The sequence below is a fragment of the Actinoplanes sp. NPDC024001 genome, from assembly GCF_040638955.1.
GTDB lineage: Bacteria > Actinomycetota > Actinomycetes > Mycobacteriales > Micromonosporaceae > Actinoplanes.
In genome coordinates, this window is sequence record NZ_JBEZZB010000076.1 from 32,462 (window position 1) to 47,622 (window position 15,161).

At 70.2% G+C, this 15,161-nt stretch carries 19 protein-coding genes; 8 read left to right on the plus strand and 11 right to left on the minus strand.

The genetic code is table 11. The features are described 5' to 3' along the window. Nucleotides 1-13 precede the first annotated feature (13 nt). Entirely contained in the window at nt 14-868 is an 855-nt protein-coding gene (locus AB0F81_RS27560) for a DUF4253 domain-containing protein (protein ID WP_360201772.1), read from the plus strand. 15 nt (nt 869-883) lie between these two features. Here AB0F81_RS27560 and AB0F81_RS27565 read toward each other — a convergent pair whose 3' ends face one another. The 3 genes from AB0F81_RS27565 to AB0F81_RS27575 form a co-directional block, all read right to left on the minus strand. After that, on the minus strand, nt 884-1,249 hold the full coding sequence (locus tag AB0F81_RS27565) for a VOC family protein (RefSeq protein WP_360201774.1): 366 nt from the start codon (nt 1,247-1,249) through the stop codon (nt 884-886). An 86-nt stretch (nt 1,250-1,335) separates the two neighbouring features. Beyond that, the gene (locus tag AB0F81_RS27570; RefSeq protein WP_360201776.1) at nt 1,336-2,067 is read right to left on the minus strand and encodes a phosphotransferase; all 732 of its coding nucleotides are present in this window, start codon (nt 2,065-2,067) and stop codon (nt 1,336-1,338) included. 21 nt (nt 2,068-2,088) lie between these two features. Then, nucleotides 2,089-2,742: a Crp/Fnr family transcriptional regulator gene (locus AB0F81_RS27575; protein WP_360201778.1), complete on the minus strand. Its 654-nt coding sequence runs from the start codon at nt 2,740-2,742 to the stop codon at nt 2,089-2,091. Between the two features lie 49 nt (nt 2,743-2,791). Here AB0F81_RS27575 and AB0F81_RS27580 point away from each other — a divergent pair, with 49 nt between their 5' ends. The 3 genes from AB0F81_RS27580 (at nt 2,792) to AB0F81_RS27590 (ending at nt 6,147) form a co-directional block, all read left to right on the plus strand. Next, nucleotides 2,792-3,052 (plus strand): YciI family protein, encoded by a 261-nt coding sequence (locus AB0F81_RS27580; RefSeq protein ID WP_360201780.1) that lies wholly within the window; start codon nt 2,792-2,794, stop codon nt 3,050-3,052. Between the two features lie 69 nt (nt 3,053-3,121). Further along, complete coding sequence (locus tag AB0F81_RS27585) at nt 3,122-3,664, plus strand: STAS domain-containing protein (protein WP_360201781.1); 543 nt, start codon at nt 3,122-3,124, stop codon at nt 3,662-3,664. Nucleotides 3,665-3,897: 233 nt separating this feature from the next. Continuing rightward, on the plus strand, nt 3,898-6,147 hold the full coding sequence (locus AB0F81_RS27590) for a LuxR C-terminal-related transcriptional regulator (RefSeq protein WP_360201782.1): 2,250 nt from the start codon (nt 3,898-3,900) through the stop codon (nt 6,145-6,147). Between the two features lie 122 nt (nt 6,148-6,269). Here AB0F81_RS27590 and AB0F81_RS27595 read toward each other — a convergent pair whose 3' ends face one another. The 3 genes from AB0F81_RS27595 to AB0F81_RS27605 are packed head-to-tail and all read right to left on the minus strand — an operon-like array spanning nt 6,270 to nt 8,355. Beyond that, the gene (locus tag AB0F81_RS27595; protein WP_360201802.1) at nt 6,270-6,734 is read right to left on the minus strand and encodes a hypothetical protein; all 465 of its coding nucleotides are present in this window, start codon (nt 6,732-6,734) and stop codon (nt 6,270-6,272) included. Continuing rightward, complete coding sequence (locus AB0F81_RS27600) at nt 6,735-7,421, minus strand: hypothetical protein (RefSeq protein WP_360201784.1); 687 nt, start codon at nt 7,419-7,421, stop codon at nt 6,735-6,737. Between the two features lie 46 nt (nt 7,422-7,467). Then, nucleotides 7,468-8,355 (minus strand): hypothetical protein, encoded by an 888-nt coding sequence (locus AB0F81_RS27605; RefSeq protein ID WP_360201785.1) that lies wholly within the window; start codon nt 8,353-8,355, stop codon nt 7,468-7,470. 109 nt (nt 8,356-8,464) lie between these two features. On the opposite strand from AB0F81_RS27605, the gene AB0F81_RS27610 reads away from it, so the two are divergent. Together AB0F81_RS27610 and AB0F81_RS27615 are read left to right on the plus strand one after the other, a co-directional pair. Continuing rightward, nucleotides 8,465-9,175 carry a GDSL-type esterase/lipase family protein gene (locus AB0F81_RS27610; RefSeq protein WP_360201787.1) on the plus strand — a complete coding sequence of 237 codons (711 nt, stop codon included), beginning with the start codon at nt 8,465-8,467 and terminating at the stop codon, nt 9,173-9,175. Between the two features lie 38 nt (nt 9,176-9,213). Beyond that, a complete protein-coding gene (locus AB0F81_RS27615; RefSeq protein ID WP_360201789.1) occupies nt 9,214-9,804 on the plus strand; it encodes a DUF6461 domain-containing protein in 591 nt (196 codons plus the stop codon). A 47-nt stretch (nt 9,805-9,851) separates the two neighbouring features. Here AB0F81_RS27615 and AB0F81_RS27620 read toward each other — a convergent pair whose 3' ends face one another. Further along, a complete protein-coding gene (locus AB0F81_RS27620) occupies nt 9,852-10,199 on the minus strand; it encodes a hypothetical protein (RefSeq protein ID WP_360201791.1) in 348 nt (115 codons plus the stop codon). 107 nt (nt 10,200-10,306) lie between these two features. On the opposite strand from AB0F81_RS27620, the gene AB0F81_RS27625 reads away from it, so the two are divergent. Next, the gene (locus AB0F81_RS27625) at nt 10,307-11,269 is read left to right on the plus strand and encodes a pyridoxal-phosphate dependent enzyme (protein ID WP_360201793.1); all 963 of its coding nucleotides are present in this window, start codon (nt 10,307-10,309) and stop codon (nt 11,267-11,269) included. Nucleotides 11,270-11,320: 51 nt separating this feature from the next. Here AB0F81_RS27625 and AB0F81_RS27630 read toward each other — a convergent pair whose 3' ends face one another. From AB0F81_RS27630 to AB0F81_RS27645, 4 genes are all read right to left on the minus strand, one after another. Continuing rightward, nucleotides 11,321-11,641 carry an antibiotic biosynthesis monooxygenase gene (locus tag AB0F81_RS27630; RefSeq protein ID WP_360201795.1) on the minus strand — a complete coding sequence of 107 codons (321 nt, stop codon included), beginning with the start codon at nt 11,639-11,641 and terminating at the stop codon, nt 11,321-11,323. Nucleotides 11,642-11,694: 53 nt separating this feature from the next. Continuing rightward, entirely contained in the window at nt 11,695-12,315 is a 621-nt protein-coding gene (locus AB0F81_RS27635; RefSeq protein WP_360201796.1) for a hypothetical protein, read from the minus strand. An 88-nt stretch (nt 12,316-12,403) separates the two neighbouring features. Next, nucleotides 12,404-14,020: a cellulase family glycosylhydrolase gene (locus AB0F81_RS27640; RefSeq protein ID WP_360201797.1), complete on the minus strand. Its 1,617-nt coding sequence runs from the start codon at nt 14,018-14,020 to the stop codon at nt 12,404-12,406. A 175-nt stretch (nt 14,021-14,195) separates the two neighbouring features. Further along, nucleotides 14,196-14,672 (minus strand): GyrI-like domain-containing protein, encoded by a 477-nt coding sequence (locus AB0F81_RS27645; RefSeq protein WP_360201799.1) that lies wholly within the window; start codon nt 14,670-14,672, stop codon nt 14,196-14,198. Nucleotides 14,673-14,810: 138 nt separating this feature from the next. Between AB0F81_RS27645 and AB0F81_RS27650 the strand changes: the two genes are divergently transcribed. Continuing rightward, on the plus strand, nt 14,811-15,161 hold a 351-nt coding region (locus AB0F81_RS27650; RefSeq protein WP_360201801.1), incomplete at its 3' end, for a hypothetical protein.

A 15,161-nucleotide genomic window follows, 5' to 3' on the forward strand; every position in this document is an offset into this window, starting at 1 on the left:
CATACTTTCCGCCGTGCGCTACCACCTCGACGAGATCAGCGCGGCATTCGCCGGCACGCCGCTGGCCGGCCTGCCGATCGGGTACGGCCCGGCGGGCACCGTCCTGATCGCCGGCGTCGAACCGGATCGCCTGCACGAGGCCTGGCAGGCTGCCGACGCGCTGGTCCCGGTCACCGGATACCAGCCCGTCATGGTCACCGACGATTTCGACGACACCGTGCGACTCCGGTCCGAGCCCGCGCCGGCGCCGCCGGAGTCGGAACTGCGCGCGTTCGCCGAAGCGGCCGAATCGTCCGAGCCCTGGCTCTCCTACCGTCACTACAGCGAGGACGAGCAGGTCGAGGAAGGCGAGGCCGACTACTACGCGTACGGCATGACCGGTGTCGACCTGACCGCCCTGGTGTCCGACGTGCCGCTGCCCACCTCGGTCCCGGCGCTGGAGCGAGCCGTCTACGACCGGCTGCTCCAGCACGCCGACCTGCACGCCCGCGTGCTCGACCGCGTACGGCTGGTGACCCAGACCGACTACTGGTTCACACCGGACAGCGTCCTGCTCATGTTGCTTCCCACCAGCGACGTGCGGAGCGCGGCGTACTGGGTCGACTTCAACGGCGCGCTCACCCGGGACTATCAGCAGAAGCTCGCCGAGGTGCTGGCGCAATGGCGGCGCCGATGGGACGCCCGCCTGGTCGCCTCCTGGGGCACCATGCTGCAGTTCCAGGTGGGCCGCCGCCCGGTGCCGGGCGACGACGCCTGGATCGCGGCCGGCCAGCTCAAGGCGCTGGCCCCGAACCTCGATCTGAGCCGCTGGGAGGTTGCCGTCGCCCTGCCCGCCGGTGACGCGTGGTTCGTCCACAACCGCCCCTGACGAACCCCGAAGGGATCATCCCGGCAGGGTCTGGGTCAGGTTGACCATGTTGCCGTCGGGGTCGTGAATGTGGGCCACCCGCTGACCCCACGGCATGTCGGTCGGCGGGCCCAGCAGCCGCCCGCCCGCTGCCTCCACCTGTCCCAGCAGCGCGTCGACGTCCTGGACCTCGACGCTCAGCAGGATCCGCGACGGTACCGACAGGTCGGTGTCGGCCTCGTCGACCAGCCCGAATTCGGAGTCGCCGAGTCGCAGACCGACGAAGAAGACCTGTCCGTCGGCAGGGAATCGGCTGGTCTGAACGGCGCCGAGCAGCCGCTCGTAGAAGGCGCGCTGACGCTCGACGTCCGGTGTGCTGATGATGGCCTGGACGGTGGGCATGGGTACTCCTCCGGGTCCGTGAAGGTGCGGTCCCCAGAGATACGTCGCAGCGGGCGCCAACTCATCGGTGCGGCGGAAAACAGGGCTCAGACCGGTCGAACCTCGGCGAGGCGTTTGACCGAATAATCGTCGTCCCAGCAGACGGCGGCCTCCCAGGCGGCCGACGCCTGAGCGGCGATGTCGTGCGCGTCGTCGTCGAGGCCGGCGGCGTTGCCGGGCAGCACGAGGTCGAGGTCGGGGACGTCGACGTGCGACTCGTCCCAGTCGATCAGCGCAACCCGGTCCGCGGTGATGCGGACGTTGCGAGGATTCGGGTCGCCGTGCACGACGCAGGTCCGGCGCCCGGACAACCGCGCCCACGCCGCCCGGCACCGGGCGACGCCCTCCGGCGGCATCGCGCCGAGGTTGATCCTCGTCCCCGTCTCGGCGTGCAGCAGATCGGTCGACGACCGCCAGCCCGGACGCTGCGGCCAGTCCCGCGTCAACCGATGCAGCTCGCGGAGCGTGGCGGCCACGCGACGCCAGTCGGCCTGCGTCTCGGGCGGTCCGCCCTCCAGATAGGTCATCACCACCAGACCGTCCGCGAACAGCCGGCCGTCCGTGGTCGGGATCGGCACCGGCACGGTCAGACCCGCACGGTCGAGGTGGACGAGCAGGCCGGTCTCCCACGCGAGGTCAGCGTCGCTCCTGGTGCCGGCCCGGCCCACCGCGAGGTGCCCGTTGACGCGCAGGCTCCACACGTCGTTGGCGACCCCACCGGCGAGCGGTTCGACGCGAACGACGTCGTCACCCCACTGCGCAAGCGCCTCCCAGCCCATTGACGAGATCTTACGGGCGGCTCACGACCCGCCCGTGAACGCGGCCAGCCGCGACCGGTCGACGATGACGATCCCGTGCCCGGTCAGCTCGATCGCGCCGTCCCGGGCAAGACGCGCCAGCGCGCGGTTCACGGTGACCCGGCTGAGCCCGAGCGTGTGGGCCAGGTGCTCCTGGGTTCCGCGCCACACGACCCGCTGACCTTCGGTCAGCTGGGTCAGCCAGACAGCCACCTGCGCCACGGCGGGCAGGGTGACGGCCTCAACCAGTCGCTGCCGGCCGGCCATGGCGTCGCGCGCCAGCTTCGCCAGCACGTGCGTACGCACGGAGTGCTCCCGTTCCAGCAGATCCAGGAAACCGGCGCGATCCAGCAGCCGCACGGAAACCGTGGTCAGCGCCGTCAAACCCGTCACGGGTACGCCACCGTCCAGCACCGCGGGCTTGTCCACGACGGCCGGGCCGGCCCACCGCTCAGGCCACACCTCGACGCCCGTGGACCCGACGTGGGTGGCAACGATCGTGCCGGACAGCAGGAACACCACCGAGCGGGCGACCTCACCGGCGGGCCGCAGCACGGTGCCCGCGGCGAAACGCGCAGCACGCGCCTGGCCCGCCAGAATGCCCAGCGCTGCGGGGCTGAGACCTCGCAGTGCCGGGATGGACGCCAATGAACTCATGTATCAACTGATACAGCGTCGAACGGCGGATCCTTCCTACCGTGCGGGCATGTGGATGATCGAACTCGGTTTCACCCCGACCCCGCAACGGCTGGCGGCACGTCCCGCCCACCGCAGCCGTCTGGTCGACCTGCACCACCAGGGCGTGGTCCGCATGGCCGGCCCGCTCGCCGACGACTCCGGCGCGGTGATCATCGTGGCGGCGCCCGATCGTGCCGCGGTCGATGCCCTCCTCGCCGCCGACCCCTACTTCTCGACGGCCGGGGTCGATCTCCTCGGCATTCGCGAGTGGCACCCGTTCGTACGATAGCGGTGCTGGCGAACGGGTCTGCGCACCCGCATCCGGCGAGCTCCTGCGGCGGGCCGTGGCGTCGCCGGCGTGCTCGGCGAGGAACCCGCTGCTGCGCCGTTCGATCGGGGCCATCAACCCGCGCCGGCACCTCGTGCCTGCCGGCCCGGCGCTGAAATCGGTTATGTGACCGATTCCGTGGAGCCGCGCGCCAGCGAGGATTCCTTTCGGGGCGACACGTACAGCGAATGCTGTGCCGATTGGCTTCAGGAGCGAGGCGCATCAATGACCGAAGACCGAATCAACCAGTCCTGGTTCCTGCAGATCGATGTAACCGCGACCGGACCCGCCGAAATGTGCCTCACTGTCGGCGGTGAACTCGACCTCGCCACCGTCGACCTGCTCCGTCGCCGGATCCGGGAAACGCTTGAGCTGCACGCACCGACGGCGATCACTCTGGATCTCGGACGGTTGCGTTTCATCGACCTGGCAGGGATCCGGGCATTGTGCGAGCTTCACGACATTGCCGCATCCGTCGGCTGTCGGCTCACGCTCGGTAACGTGCGGCAGCCGGCCCTGTGGCTGATATCGCGAACGCCGCCTCTGCGGCAGTCAATCAGCTCTCTGCACTAGAGCCGTTCTCCCGGGGCACACCCGGAACCCTCCTCGGCCGGGTGAATGCCGCGGCCGGCGCCGGACGACCGGTTATGCGGCGTAGCCGACTGGGCTAGGTCGTAGACGGCGAGGCTGACGTGGCGGGGCGAGAGCGGCGGCATCGGGGTAATCTGCCGGCTGAGCTGTCGAGCTTTGTGGGCCGTACTCGGGAGCGGACGGCACTCCGGCGTCTGCTGACGACCGCCCGGTTGGTGACGATCACTGGGGTGGGTGGGGTAGGTAAGACACGCACCGCGTTACGTCTGGCCGCCGAGCTGCAGCGGGCCTTCGAGGACGGCGTTTGGTTCGTTGACCTGTCGGCGTTGGCCGACGCCGACCTGGTGGCAGAGGCCGTCGCACAGGCGCTGGGCGTACCCGAGCAAACGTTGCGTCCGCAGGCGGAAGTGCTGGCGGATCACCTCGCGACGCGCCGGTTGTTGCTCATTCTGGACACCTGCGAGCACCTGACCGAGTCGTGTGCGGCACTGGCCGCCAGGCTGCTTCGCGCCGCGCCCGAGTTGCAGGTGCTGGCGACCAGCCGGCAGCCGCTCAGTGTGGAGGGCGAGCATGTCTTCCCGTTGCTGCCGCTACCGGTCGCGGACCCGGACCGGCAGGGCAACGGTGGCCCGGAGAACCGGGAACGGGATGCCGCGGTGCTGTTGTTCGTCGAGCGGGCGAGCGCGGCCGCGCCCGGATTCACTCTGACGCGGGACAATCACGGCGCCGTGGCCGAGCTGTGCCGGCGGTTGGATGGAATCCCGCTGGCGATCGAGCTGGCCGCGGTTCAGACGCGGGCGTTGCCCGTTCAGCAGATCGCCGATGTGATCGGGGAACGGTCCGCCGGCCGGTTCAGGCTGTTGAGCCGGGGCGGCGTGGGGGTGCCCGGCCGTCAGGAATCGCTGCGGACGGCGATCGCCTGGAGCCACGACCTGTGCACCCCGGACGAACGGTTGTTGTGGAGGCGAATGTCGGTGTTCGCCGGAGACTTCGACCTGGCGGCGGCGCAGGAAGTGTGCGCCGGTGACGAGCTTGCCGCCGAGGAGATGGTGGCGCTCGTAACCGGATTGGTCGAGAAGTCCATCTTGCTGTACGACCGGTCCCCGTTCGAGGCCAGATACCGCTTGCTGGACACCATCCGGGAGTACGGGCTCGACCTGCTGCGCGAGGCCGGTGAGCAGCAGACAGTGCAGCGCCGGCACCTCGACTACTACCTGCGGCTGGCCCGCCGCTTCGACGCCGAGTGGTGCGGTCCGGACCAGCTGGCATGGCACCGGCGGATGAGCGGGGAACTGCCCAATCTGCGCGCGGCGCTGGACTTCAGCCTGTCCGGTCCGGCCGAGCACGGTGCCGGGCTGGAGTTGGCGGCCGCGCTGCGCTACCTGTGGCTCGCCTGCGGGAACATGCGGGAGGGCAGGTACCACCTGGACCGCGTTCTGGAGCGGGATCTCGCCGCCGGGCCGGCGCTGACCACGGCGACGTGGGTGTGTAGCTGGCTCGCCATCGCGCAGGGCGACCTCGACGCGGGTGAGACCCGGCTCGCGCAGTGCCGGCGGCATGCCGAGGCGCAGGGCGACGTCGCCGCGCTGGGCTGGGCCGCCTACGTCGCCAGCGTGGCGGCGTCGTTCCAGGGCGACCAGGAACGGGCGCTGGCCATGGGCAGGAAGGCGGCGCAGCTGCATCGTCACGGTGGTGATCCAGGCACGGGCCTGCAACTCGCGCTGGCGGCGCAGTCACTGGCGCTGACGTTGACCGGCCAATGCGACCGTGCCGCCGCCGTCGCTGAGGAATGCCGCACGCTGTGTGACGGGCGAGGCGACGGCTGGATGCGCTCCTATGCCGACTGGCTGCGTGCCACGGCCGAACTGGGCCGCGACCAGCCGAGCGAGGCGATCACCTACGGCCGCGAAGCGCTGCGGTTCAAACGGCAGCTGGGCGACAGCATGGGCTGCCACCTCGTACTGAACCTGCTCGCCATGGCTACCGTGGCCGACGGCGACATGGAGACCGCAGCTCGCCTGCTGGGCGTCGTGGACCAGTCATGGCATGCCATGGGCATGGACAAGATGGGAGCGCCCGACCTGATGGCCGCCCGCGCCCACGCCCAACGGCAGGTCCGCGAGAAACTGGGCGACCGCCGCTTCGCCGTCGCGTTCGCCGAAGGCCAGAAGCTGGATCCCGATGCGGGAATGGCCTACGCCGCCGGTGATCCGCTCGCGTCCGTACCGGCGGATCCACCACCGCAGCAGACGACCTGGGCGCCGCTGACCCGTCGCGAACGCGAGGTCGCCGAACTGGTGGCGGCCGGAATGACCAATCAGCAGATCGCCGACCGCCTCATGATCGGCAGGAGCACTGCCAACACGCACGTCGAACACATTCTCACCAAACTCGACTTCACCTCGCGCGCCCAGATCGCCGCCTGGGTCGCCCAGCGTGACTATCCGCGGTCGCCCGGCCGGTAGCCGAGCAGACCGCGGATCCGGGCCCGGGAGTTCGAGCCCGGCTCGGGTAGTTCAACGGACTCCGGGGCGGTGGCCTCACCACATCCCCCGGAACCACCCGGTGAACGTCGGTGGACGACGCGCTAGCTGAGACGGTCCTTGCCGGGCCCGCCGTACAGCTTGTCCTTGCCCTTGCCGCCGGCCAGGCGGTCGTTGCCCTCGCCGCCGTAGAGCGTGTCGGCGCCCTTGCGACCGTAGAGCCGATCGTTGCCGGAACCGCCGACCAGACTGTCGTCGCCCCCGTTGCCGTAGAGCCGGTCCGCGCCGGAGCCGCCATGGATCAGGTCGCCGGCCGAGGCGCCGGTGATCGTGTCACTGCCGGAGCCGCCGCGGGCGATCAGCTTGAGCCGGGTCTCGTTGACGACGGTGTCGTTGCGGTCGTAGGTGTGGATCCGCAGGCGTTCCGTCAGCTCGCCGAGCCCGCAGGTGACCTTGGTGTTGTCGCCCGCGACGGGCTGACAGCCGGCGCCGGCGTGAATCGGATGCCGGTCGTCGATGGTGAGGTAGAGGGTGGGCCCGTAGAAGGCCGCCGCAAGCCGGGGAACCAGTCATTGATCAGGGAGAACGGAGCTGTCGGGGAGCCCGGCTGCCCGGCGCCAGCGTACGGTCTCTGTGTCGTGTGATCCGGCAGCCGTCGCCGCGGCGACGGCCGCCGGATCCGCGTTGCCGGCGAGCAGGGTCAGCGGCCAGGCCGGAACACCGCCCGCGCCGTCATATGCCGTCCAGGTCCACGGATCCTCGAAGCGCCAGGCGCGCCTGGCGGCGTCGGCGACGTCGTCGCCGGCCTCCAAGAAGGCGTACGGCCGGAAGCTGACGTCGATGGCGAACGGGATCCCGCCGCCGGGCTCGATGCTGATGCCCTGAAACTCCGCGCCGGGATCGAGGGCCACGCCGGCGGGCAGAACCACCAGACTCAGGTGGGGCCGGGGCAACCAGCCGGTCTGCTGCGGCGGATCATGATGATCCACCTCGATGACGTGAACGATCCGCGGTGCGATCCCGACCAGGCAGGAATCGCCAGGCTCGAGACAGCGGGCGGGTGGATCGGTCGTGAACAGCTCGTCCGGGTCGTCGCGGCCCACCGCGACCACGCCGTTCCAGCGGATGCCGTCCGCGTCCGGATCGATCTCCCACCACGGCCAGCGGACGCTCAGGTAGGCGTCGTTGACACCGGTGACGACAGCAGGCGTGAAAGGGCACGAGACGCGCAGCACGTCACCCACGCGGTAATCCACGCGCAGCAGGTTAGCCGGTACTGATCCTCGGCCGGGCCGGCGCGGGTCAGTCGCGCCGGCCGTCGACCAGATGTACCTGCTGCAGGCTGCCGTGCTGCGCTGCCGAGCGGCCCTCGTCAACCGCCACGTCGTAGGCGCCGCCGATCGGGTATTCGGCGAGAATCCCCGTGACGCGATGCTCAGCAGCCCAACGAAGGCCGGCGGCGAGGGTGGTGAACACACCGGAGGCGAAACGTGCGCCCGCACCGTGGAAGACCCAGACGGTTTCCCGGGGAAGACTCGGTGATCCATGCCCGGGTTTGCGCCGCGTGCCCGCCGGCGTGAAGGAGAAGGCATTTGCGAAACGACCACGCCGATGCCGCACGGCGAGAACCGTCGCACGCCCGTTCGGCGCTGCCGGCGAGAGGTCGGTTGCCACGTGGAAACAGACCAGGGCATCACCGCCGGCCGCGCCATAGGCGAGCGTTTTGGCATGCTCCGCACTCGTCGGTCCGATCCACACCGACGGACGGCCGAAGGTGCCGATCAGCTCGGACAGGGTCCGGTCGTGGGTCACCCATTCCTCGACGCCGGCGCTCAACCGCTGGAATTCCGCCGCCGACAACGCGCGGTCGAGTTCCAGCCAGCCGAGCCGGTGGGCGATCTCGGCGTACACGGAGGCCGTCGCATCGCGCGAGGCGATCGCCGGCACGATGTGGCGGTAGGCCCCCATGACGCCCGTCGCGGTGAACGCGCCGCGGTCGCGCAGCTCGTCGCACTCGGCCCACCACTGCTCCAGACGGCCGTCCACCGCGGCCATCGCCTCGAGCAGCAGACGTTCGGCCAGCTCGTCGCGCCCATACATGCCGGGGCGGCGCACCACGTCGTTGACCTTCGTGAGGTGGTGCCGCCGAACCTCATCAGTGGGCCGCTCAAGCTCGTCACTCGCGCTCATCGCGCTCGATCATGACATTCAGGGGTACGGGTCAGCGCCCGCCGTCGCGTCCCGTCCGGCCGGGCTATTCCGTTGGACTTCACGCCGGAGCCGCCCGACCATGGAGATCATGCAGCCGGTATACGTCGCCCTCGGTGACTCCATGTCCATCGACGTGTACGCCGGCGGCCCCGGTCGCGGCGCCGCCAGCCTGCTGCACCGCAACCGCGACGGCGACTTCCCCGACTGGGCCGGCCGGGACCTGCGGTCTCTCGGCTACGCCGCGCAGAACCTGACCCGCGACGGCGCGACCACCACCGAGGTGCTGCGCAGCCAACTCCCGCAGATCCAGGCCCGCCCGGACCTGGTGACGCTCAGCATGGGCGGCAACGACCTGATGGCCGCCTACGGCGACACCGCCGCCGCTCGCCTGGTGGTCACCGAGGTGGCCGAACGCACCGAACGGATCCTCGACACCCTGCGAGCCATGGCCGGGCCCGAAGCCGTCATCGTGGTGACCACCGTCTACGACCCGAGCGACGGCACGGGCGTGCTGCCGGCCGGAGGACTCCCGGCCTGGCCGGACGGTCCCGCCGTGCTCGCCGACCTCAACACCGTCCTGACCGAGGCAGCCCGCCGCCACGGCGCGCTCACCGCCGACGTGCACGCCCACTTCCACGGGCACGGCGCCGCAACCGGCGACCCGGCCCAACCGGACCCGCGCCCCGTCAACCGCGATCTGTGGTTCTGCGGCGTCATCGAACCGAACGCGTGGGGAGCCCACGAGATCCGCTCGGTCTGGTGGCGCACCTTGCGCGAGCACGACCAGTTTCCGCGTTGACGCAGCGCAGACCGCTGATCAGTCGCGAGGATCGGCTCATGGTCTCCACGGTCGACGACTACGCCTGGCTGTTCGAAGGCGACAACGGCGGGTTCCTCGCCGACAACTACTGCGCCACGCTGATTCGCCGGACAACCTCACGCGAGGCAGTACGCCGTATCGGCGCCACAGTCGTCCAAACGGCGACCTTCCCTCAGGTCACGACGCTGGAGGACCTCGAACAGGAAGCGGGAATGTCATATCTCGCCGTCGCCGACGTGGGCGGCAACGTGCTGATCCTGGAGGCGTTCAGCACCGTCGGATTCGAACGCCGTGAGGAGCTGTCCCGCGGCACCGCCGTCGCCTCACACTTCATGACGGTGAACCGCGCGACCCGATTCTCCTATGTACGCGACGGCGTAACCGTCCTGGATTTCGAGCCGTTCTACGGAGACTTCCGGGACGTCGCCGATCCCGAACTCGCCACAGCGATGCGGGAGGCCGGATTCCGCGGCCCGCAGAACGACGGGCCCACGGACCGCTATGCCGAGGCGGCGTTCGCTCTCGCGGACCGTCTGACAGGCGCAGGCCTGACCCGCGAGACGCTGGAACGCTCAACCTATCTCCACGCGAGCGTTCCCGAGCGTTAGCGCAAGCCCACCGCCGCTTCCCACACCGCACAGCGGGCACCGTGCTCTCAGCCAAGAGCGCAGGCGGCGGCTCCGATCGGCAGGTCCACCCGGCGGCCCGTGCCCATATCTGCTTGCTCGGTATGGGTGACCAGGGCGAACGCTCCAGCCGGCACGCCGTCGAGAGTCGCCACCCGAGAGCTTGCCGCCAGAAGACCTGCCTCGTCCGCTCCCGTCAGAAAGAACACGAAGTGCTCCCCGAACGAGGTTCCGGAGTCGTACGACTCGGCCGCGCCCTCCTCCTCCAGGTCCACCAGGAAGTCCTCCACCTGCTCGATCCAGGGCAGGGGATAGGCCTCTGGCGGGAGGTTCGGGGTTGGTGTCAGCGGAACATGAATCTCAACGAGCAGCGCCACCACAAGATCGTCTTACGCGTGGACTCATGGATCAAGCGGGGTGAGGGGGCGCCCACCGTGATCCGCACGGGCGGCGGCGATGCGGTACCCGGGTAGATTGACTGGCCGTGCTGCGAACTCGGCTTGATCTTGATCGGATCCGCGCGGCCCGCGAGGTGGTCGACCCGGTCTTTCTGGCCTCGCCGCTGTACCGGTGTGACGCTCTGGGGAGCCGACTCGGCTGCACCGTCAGCATCAAGCTGGAGACCGCGAACCCGGTGCGCAGCTTCAAGGGCCGCGGCACCGAACTGGTCGCGAGTCGCTTGGCCGAGCAGGGCGCCGCGGCGGTGGTGTGCGCCAGCGCCGGCAACCTCGGGCAGGCGCTGGGGTGGTCGGGACGTCGCCGGGGCCTGGACGTGACGGTGGTGGCGCGGCGCCTGGCGCCGGCCGTCAAGCTCGACCGGATTCGTTCGTTCGGGGCGCGCCTGGAGCTGGTGGACGGCGACTTCGAGGTGGCGCGCGAGCGGGCGGTGACCATCGCGCGTGAGCGGGGCGTCCGGCTGGTCGAGGACAGCCTGAACATCGAGACTTGCGAGGGCGCGGCGACCATCGGTCTGGAGCTGGTGGGCGCGGTCTCCGCCGGCGACGCCGTCCTGATCGCCCTCGGGGGCGGCGCCATGGCCACGGGTGTCGGCCATGTGGTGAGGGCGCTGGCGCCAGGGGTCGAGGTGATCTGCGTTCAGCCGCTCGGCGCGCCCGCGCTGACGCTGTCCTGGCGCGAGCGCAGGGTCGTCACGACCGAGTCGATGGACACCATCGCCGACGGTGTGGCGGGCCGGTTTCCCATTCCCGAGGTCCTGGACGATCTCCTTCAGGTGGCTGACGACGCGGTCCTCGTGAGTGAGGCGTCGATCGTCACGGGGATGCGGATGCTGCTGGAGCACGCGGGCCTGGTCGTCGAACCGTCAGCCGCGCTGGGCGTCGCGGCGGTCCTGGAAGATCCCGGCCGCTTCGCCGGCCGCCACGTGGTGACGATCATCTGCGGCAGCAACGTCGACCTGGACGCCTACCACCGATGGGTCGGCCGGTAGGCGCAATGGCAGACTGCGCGGCACTGGCCGGACAGCGAGGCTGACGCCCGGTCAGGCGCCGGCCGGCGGGAGGGCCACGGCGACCTCGTCATGGGTCACGCGCTCGTCCCAGCGTGTCAGAGCCCGGCGGGCGGCCGGTTCCACGACGGCTCGCTCCGGATCCTCGCCGGCGAACGCACGGACGTCGTCCATGCTCGCGAAGAACGTGACGGAGGTGAACAGCACCTCGTCGCCGTCGTGACGGCGCAGCAGGTGCGCACCGCGGAATCCCGGAACCCGCCTGAGGTGCTCGGCGACAGCGGTGTCGTAATGGTGCTGGTAGTCGTCGGCTGTCGAGGTCGTGGCCCAGCCTCGCCACGTTCTTGCGATCATGCGGTGCCTGCCTTCCGCGAGTCGCGCGTCCCCCGTCGCAGTGTGCCCGTCGTTCAGGACGGGGTGGGCTCGTCGAACGGGACAGCGTCGACGTACCCGGACGGGCGAGGTGCGGGGGTCGCCGGGCAATGGGGCCGGGCCAGGCGGCCCAGTGCGTCCTCCGGCGGGGCGGAGTGGCCGCACGCCAGGCCGCCGAACTCGATCGTCGTCCAGGAGGTGAAGGCGCCGGTCACCGGCGTGGCGCAGGAGACGGTGAATTCGGCCGACACGCTCGTCACGCCCTCGTAGAACAGGGGCTGCGGGATGCTGGGATCGTCCGCCACCGCCATCGGGAAGCCGATGTCGCCGTCCGGCAGCACGGCCGGGCCGGTTTCGACCTTGATGCCGGTCTCGTCGCTGAGTGAGGTGGCGAGCATGGCGGTCCAGTCGGCCGGCGCGGTCACGCCGGTGATGGACGGGGCGAACGGCTCGTCCATCACGACGCGGCCGGTCAGGTCGCCGTCGCCCTGCTTGAGCGTGACGTGGGTCAGGCGTGGCTCCTTCACCGGCGCCGACCAGCGCACCTCCGTGGCAGCGCAGCCGGACGGAACGGTGGCCGGGGTCGTCCCGGGGGCGGCGCAGGCAGCCGTCGACAGCATCGCGAGGACGGCGGCGCCGGCCCGGTAGTTGATCACTGCAAGATCATGACGGGTGGCGTACCGGGCGTCCGATCGGGGCCCGACGGGCCGGGCCGCTGGAGGCGGCGCGGCCCGTCGGGGTGGGTCAGCTGCAGGTGGCGCCGTTGAGGGTGAAGCCGGTGGGTGCGCCGGCGTTGCCCGTGTGGCTGGCCTGGTAGCCGATGGTGGTCGAACCGCCCGGCGCGAGGGCGCCGTTGTAGCTGGCGTTGGTCGCGGTCACCCGCCCGCTGGTGGGGGAGTAGCCGGCACTCCAGCCGGAGACGATGCTCTGCCCGGCGGCCAGGGTGAAGGCCAGGCTCCAGCCGTTGATGGCGGTGGTGCCGGTGTTGGTGATCGTGATGCTGTTGGTCAGGCCGGTGTTCCAGGCGTTGACCGCGCTGCTGACCCGGCAGCTGCCGGTGCCGCCCGGGCTGTTGCTCGGCGATGCCGAGGCGGACGGGCTGGCCGACGGCGAGCTGGACGGGCTGGTCGACGGCGAGGCAGGCGGGCTGCTCGGCTGGCTGCCGCCGACGGCGCTCATGATCGCGTCAATGATGCCCTGCTGGGTCACCGCGCCGGAGCTGCGGTTGAACAGGCCGAAGCCGTGCTGGCCGTTGTAGCCGTTGTCCCAGTAGGCGGTGGCTGCCCCGTACTTCTTCGCGGTGGCCACCAGGGTGCGCGCGTAGTCGGCGCGGTACCTGTTGTTCGCGGAGTCGTACGCCGTCTTGTCGATCGAGCCGTACTCACCGACGAAGACCGGGTACCCGCGGGTGACGAAGGTGTCGCGCATCTTCTTCAGCTGGCCGTCCATGAAGTCTTCCTGACCCCACACCGACTTCTTCGCCGGGTTCGTCGCGGCCGCACCCCACTGCGTGATGGTGCCGTCCTCCTGGCCGGCGAAGTCCCACGGGTCGTAGTAGTGCACCGAGATCATCAGGCGCTGCTCGGCGGCCGGGATGGTGGCGGACCGGTACTGGTCGGTCGGGATCACGAAACCGCCGCCCACGGTGTGGTCGATGTTGGTGTTCCAGCCGGGCACCAGCAGCCAGCGGGAGGCGTTGGTCCCGCCGGTGCGGCGTACGGTGTCCACGAAGATCTGGTTGTAGGCGTTGATGTTCGAGTAGCACGGCTGGGTCGGGTTGCCGTACTGGCCGTCGAAGTTCTCGTTCATCGACTCGAAGATCAGGTGGTCGTTGTAGCTCTGGAACCGGGTCGCCACCTGCTGCCAGACCCTCTGGTACTTCGCCCGGATCGTGGTCTGATCGGCCGCGTCACAGATCAGCCAGGACCCGGCGACGCTCTTGTAACCGTCGCCGTGCATGTTGATCAGCACGTACAGACCCCGGTTGTAGGCGTAGTCGACGACCTCCTGGATCCGGGTCAGCCACGCCGCGTCGACGGTGTAGTTCGGCCCGGCGCCGATGTGGTTCAGATAGGCGACCGGGATCCGGATCGTCTTGAACCCCGCGGCCCTGACCCGGTCGATGAAGGCCTGCGTCACGGTCGGGTTTCCCCAGGCCGTCTCGCTGGGGACGCCGTTGATGCTGGCCTCGAGTGTGTTGCCGAGGTTCCAGCCGGCGCCCATGTCGGCGACCAGTTGCGGGCCGCTCAGCTGGGCGGTGACGTCGGCCGATGCCGGCCTCGTCACGCCGTAGACGGCGCCGGCGAAGGCCAGGGTGGCGGCCATGATGGCGAGCCCGGCCTTCCTTGCTCGTGAACTCATCGATGTTCCCTCTCGTCGGTCTCGATCGGTGGAACCGGCCGAGCTCGGGGGTCGCCGATCGGGTCGATCAAGCGGGAGAGGGCCGGCCATCGGGGGCGGATAGGGGCAATTGGGAGCGCTCCCATCATGGCAAATGATCTATGTCTTGTCACCCTCGCCGCGAGGGGCGGTCGGGTCAGGAGTCGAGACGGATGCCCAGCTGCGTCTGCCAGCGCGTCTTCATCCGCTCCGTCCGCGGGTCGGTACGGTAGAGCTCGTAACGGCACCCGAAGCGGTCACCTGCCGGGTTCTCCACGCAGTCCATCGCGAGGCCGTGGCCGCGGATCCACTCCAGCAGCGTCCCGTTGGCGCGCCGCCCGTGCCCGATGAAGGTCATCGTGGCGTAGTCGCCCGCCGGCAGGACGCCGGGGCGCACCGGTCCGTCCGGAGCCACGGCGGCGTCGGTGACCACCCCGACCTCGACGTCCATCTCGCCGGCCATGTCGATGACGTGCAGCCGGAAGAAGGTGTCGCCCCGCTCGAACCGGGCGTGGAGATCCTTCATCAGCCGGTCCCGGACCTGGAACATGCCCTTGAACGGCGTGACCGTCCGGATGCCCGCGTAGTGCCGTTCGGGCAGGGTGACAACCTGCGGCGGCTCAATGATCTCCATCGCTGCATTGTGCCGCAGGGGGCCGGCGCGAGCCGCAGCTGTGGCAGCGGCGGGTTCAGTGGGTCTTCGGACTGGAATACGGTGGCCGGAGAGGCCGCTCCACGCGGGAGTGACCCCGCGAGGAAGGCAGAGCCGATGATGGCCCCTACATCTGCCGATCCCGGTGCCTGGAGCGGTGCGCTGGCCGGTGTCAGCTTCGTCGGCGGCGTGGCGTCCGCCCTGGCGCTGGCCGACTCGCCCTACCCGCGTCCCGGCGCCGACGTCGCCGCTGTGCAGAGCTACTTCCGGGGCAGCCGCGGCGCGGCCCGGGTCAGCGTGGCCGGCCAGCTGGTCTCCGCGGTCGCGCTCGGGCGGTTCACCGCCTCGGTGGCGCGCCTGGCCGAACGGTCCGGCCGCCGGTCGCGGGCGCTGCCCGGTGACCTGCTCGCCCTCACCGAGCAGGTGGAGCGCTACCGGACTCCTTACGGCTCCACGGTGAAACTGGTCAAC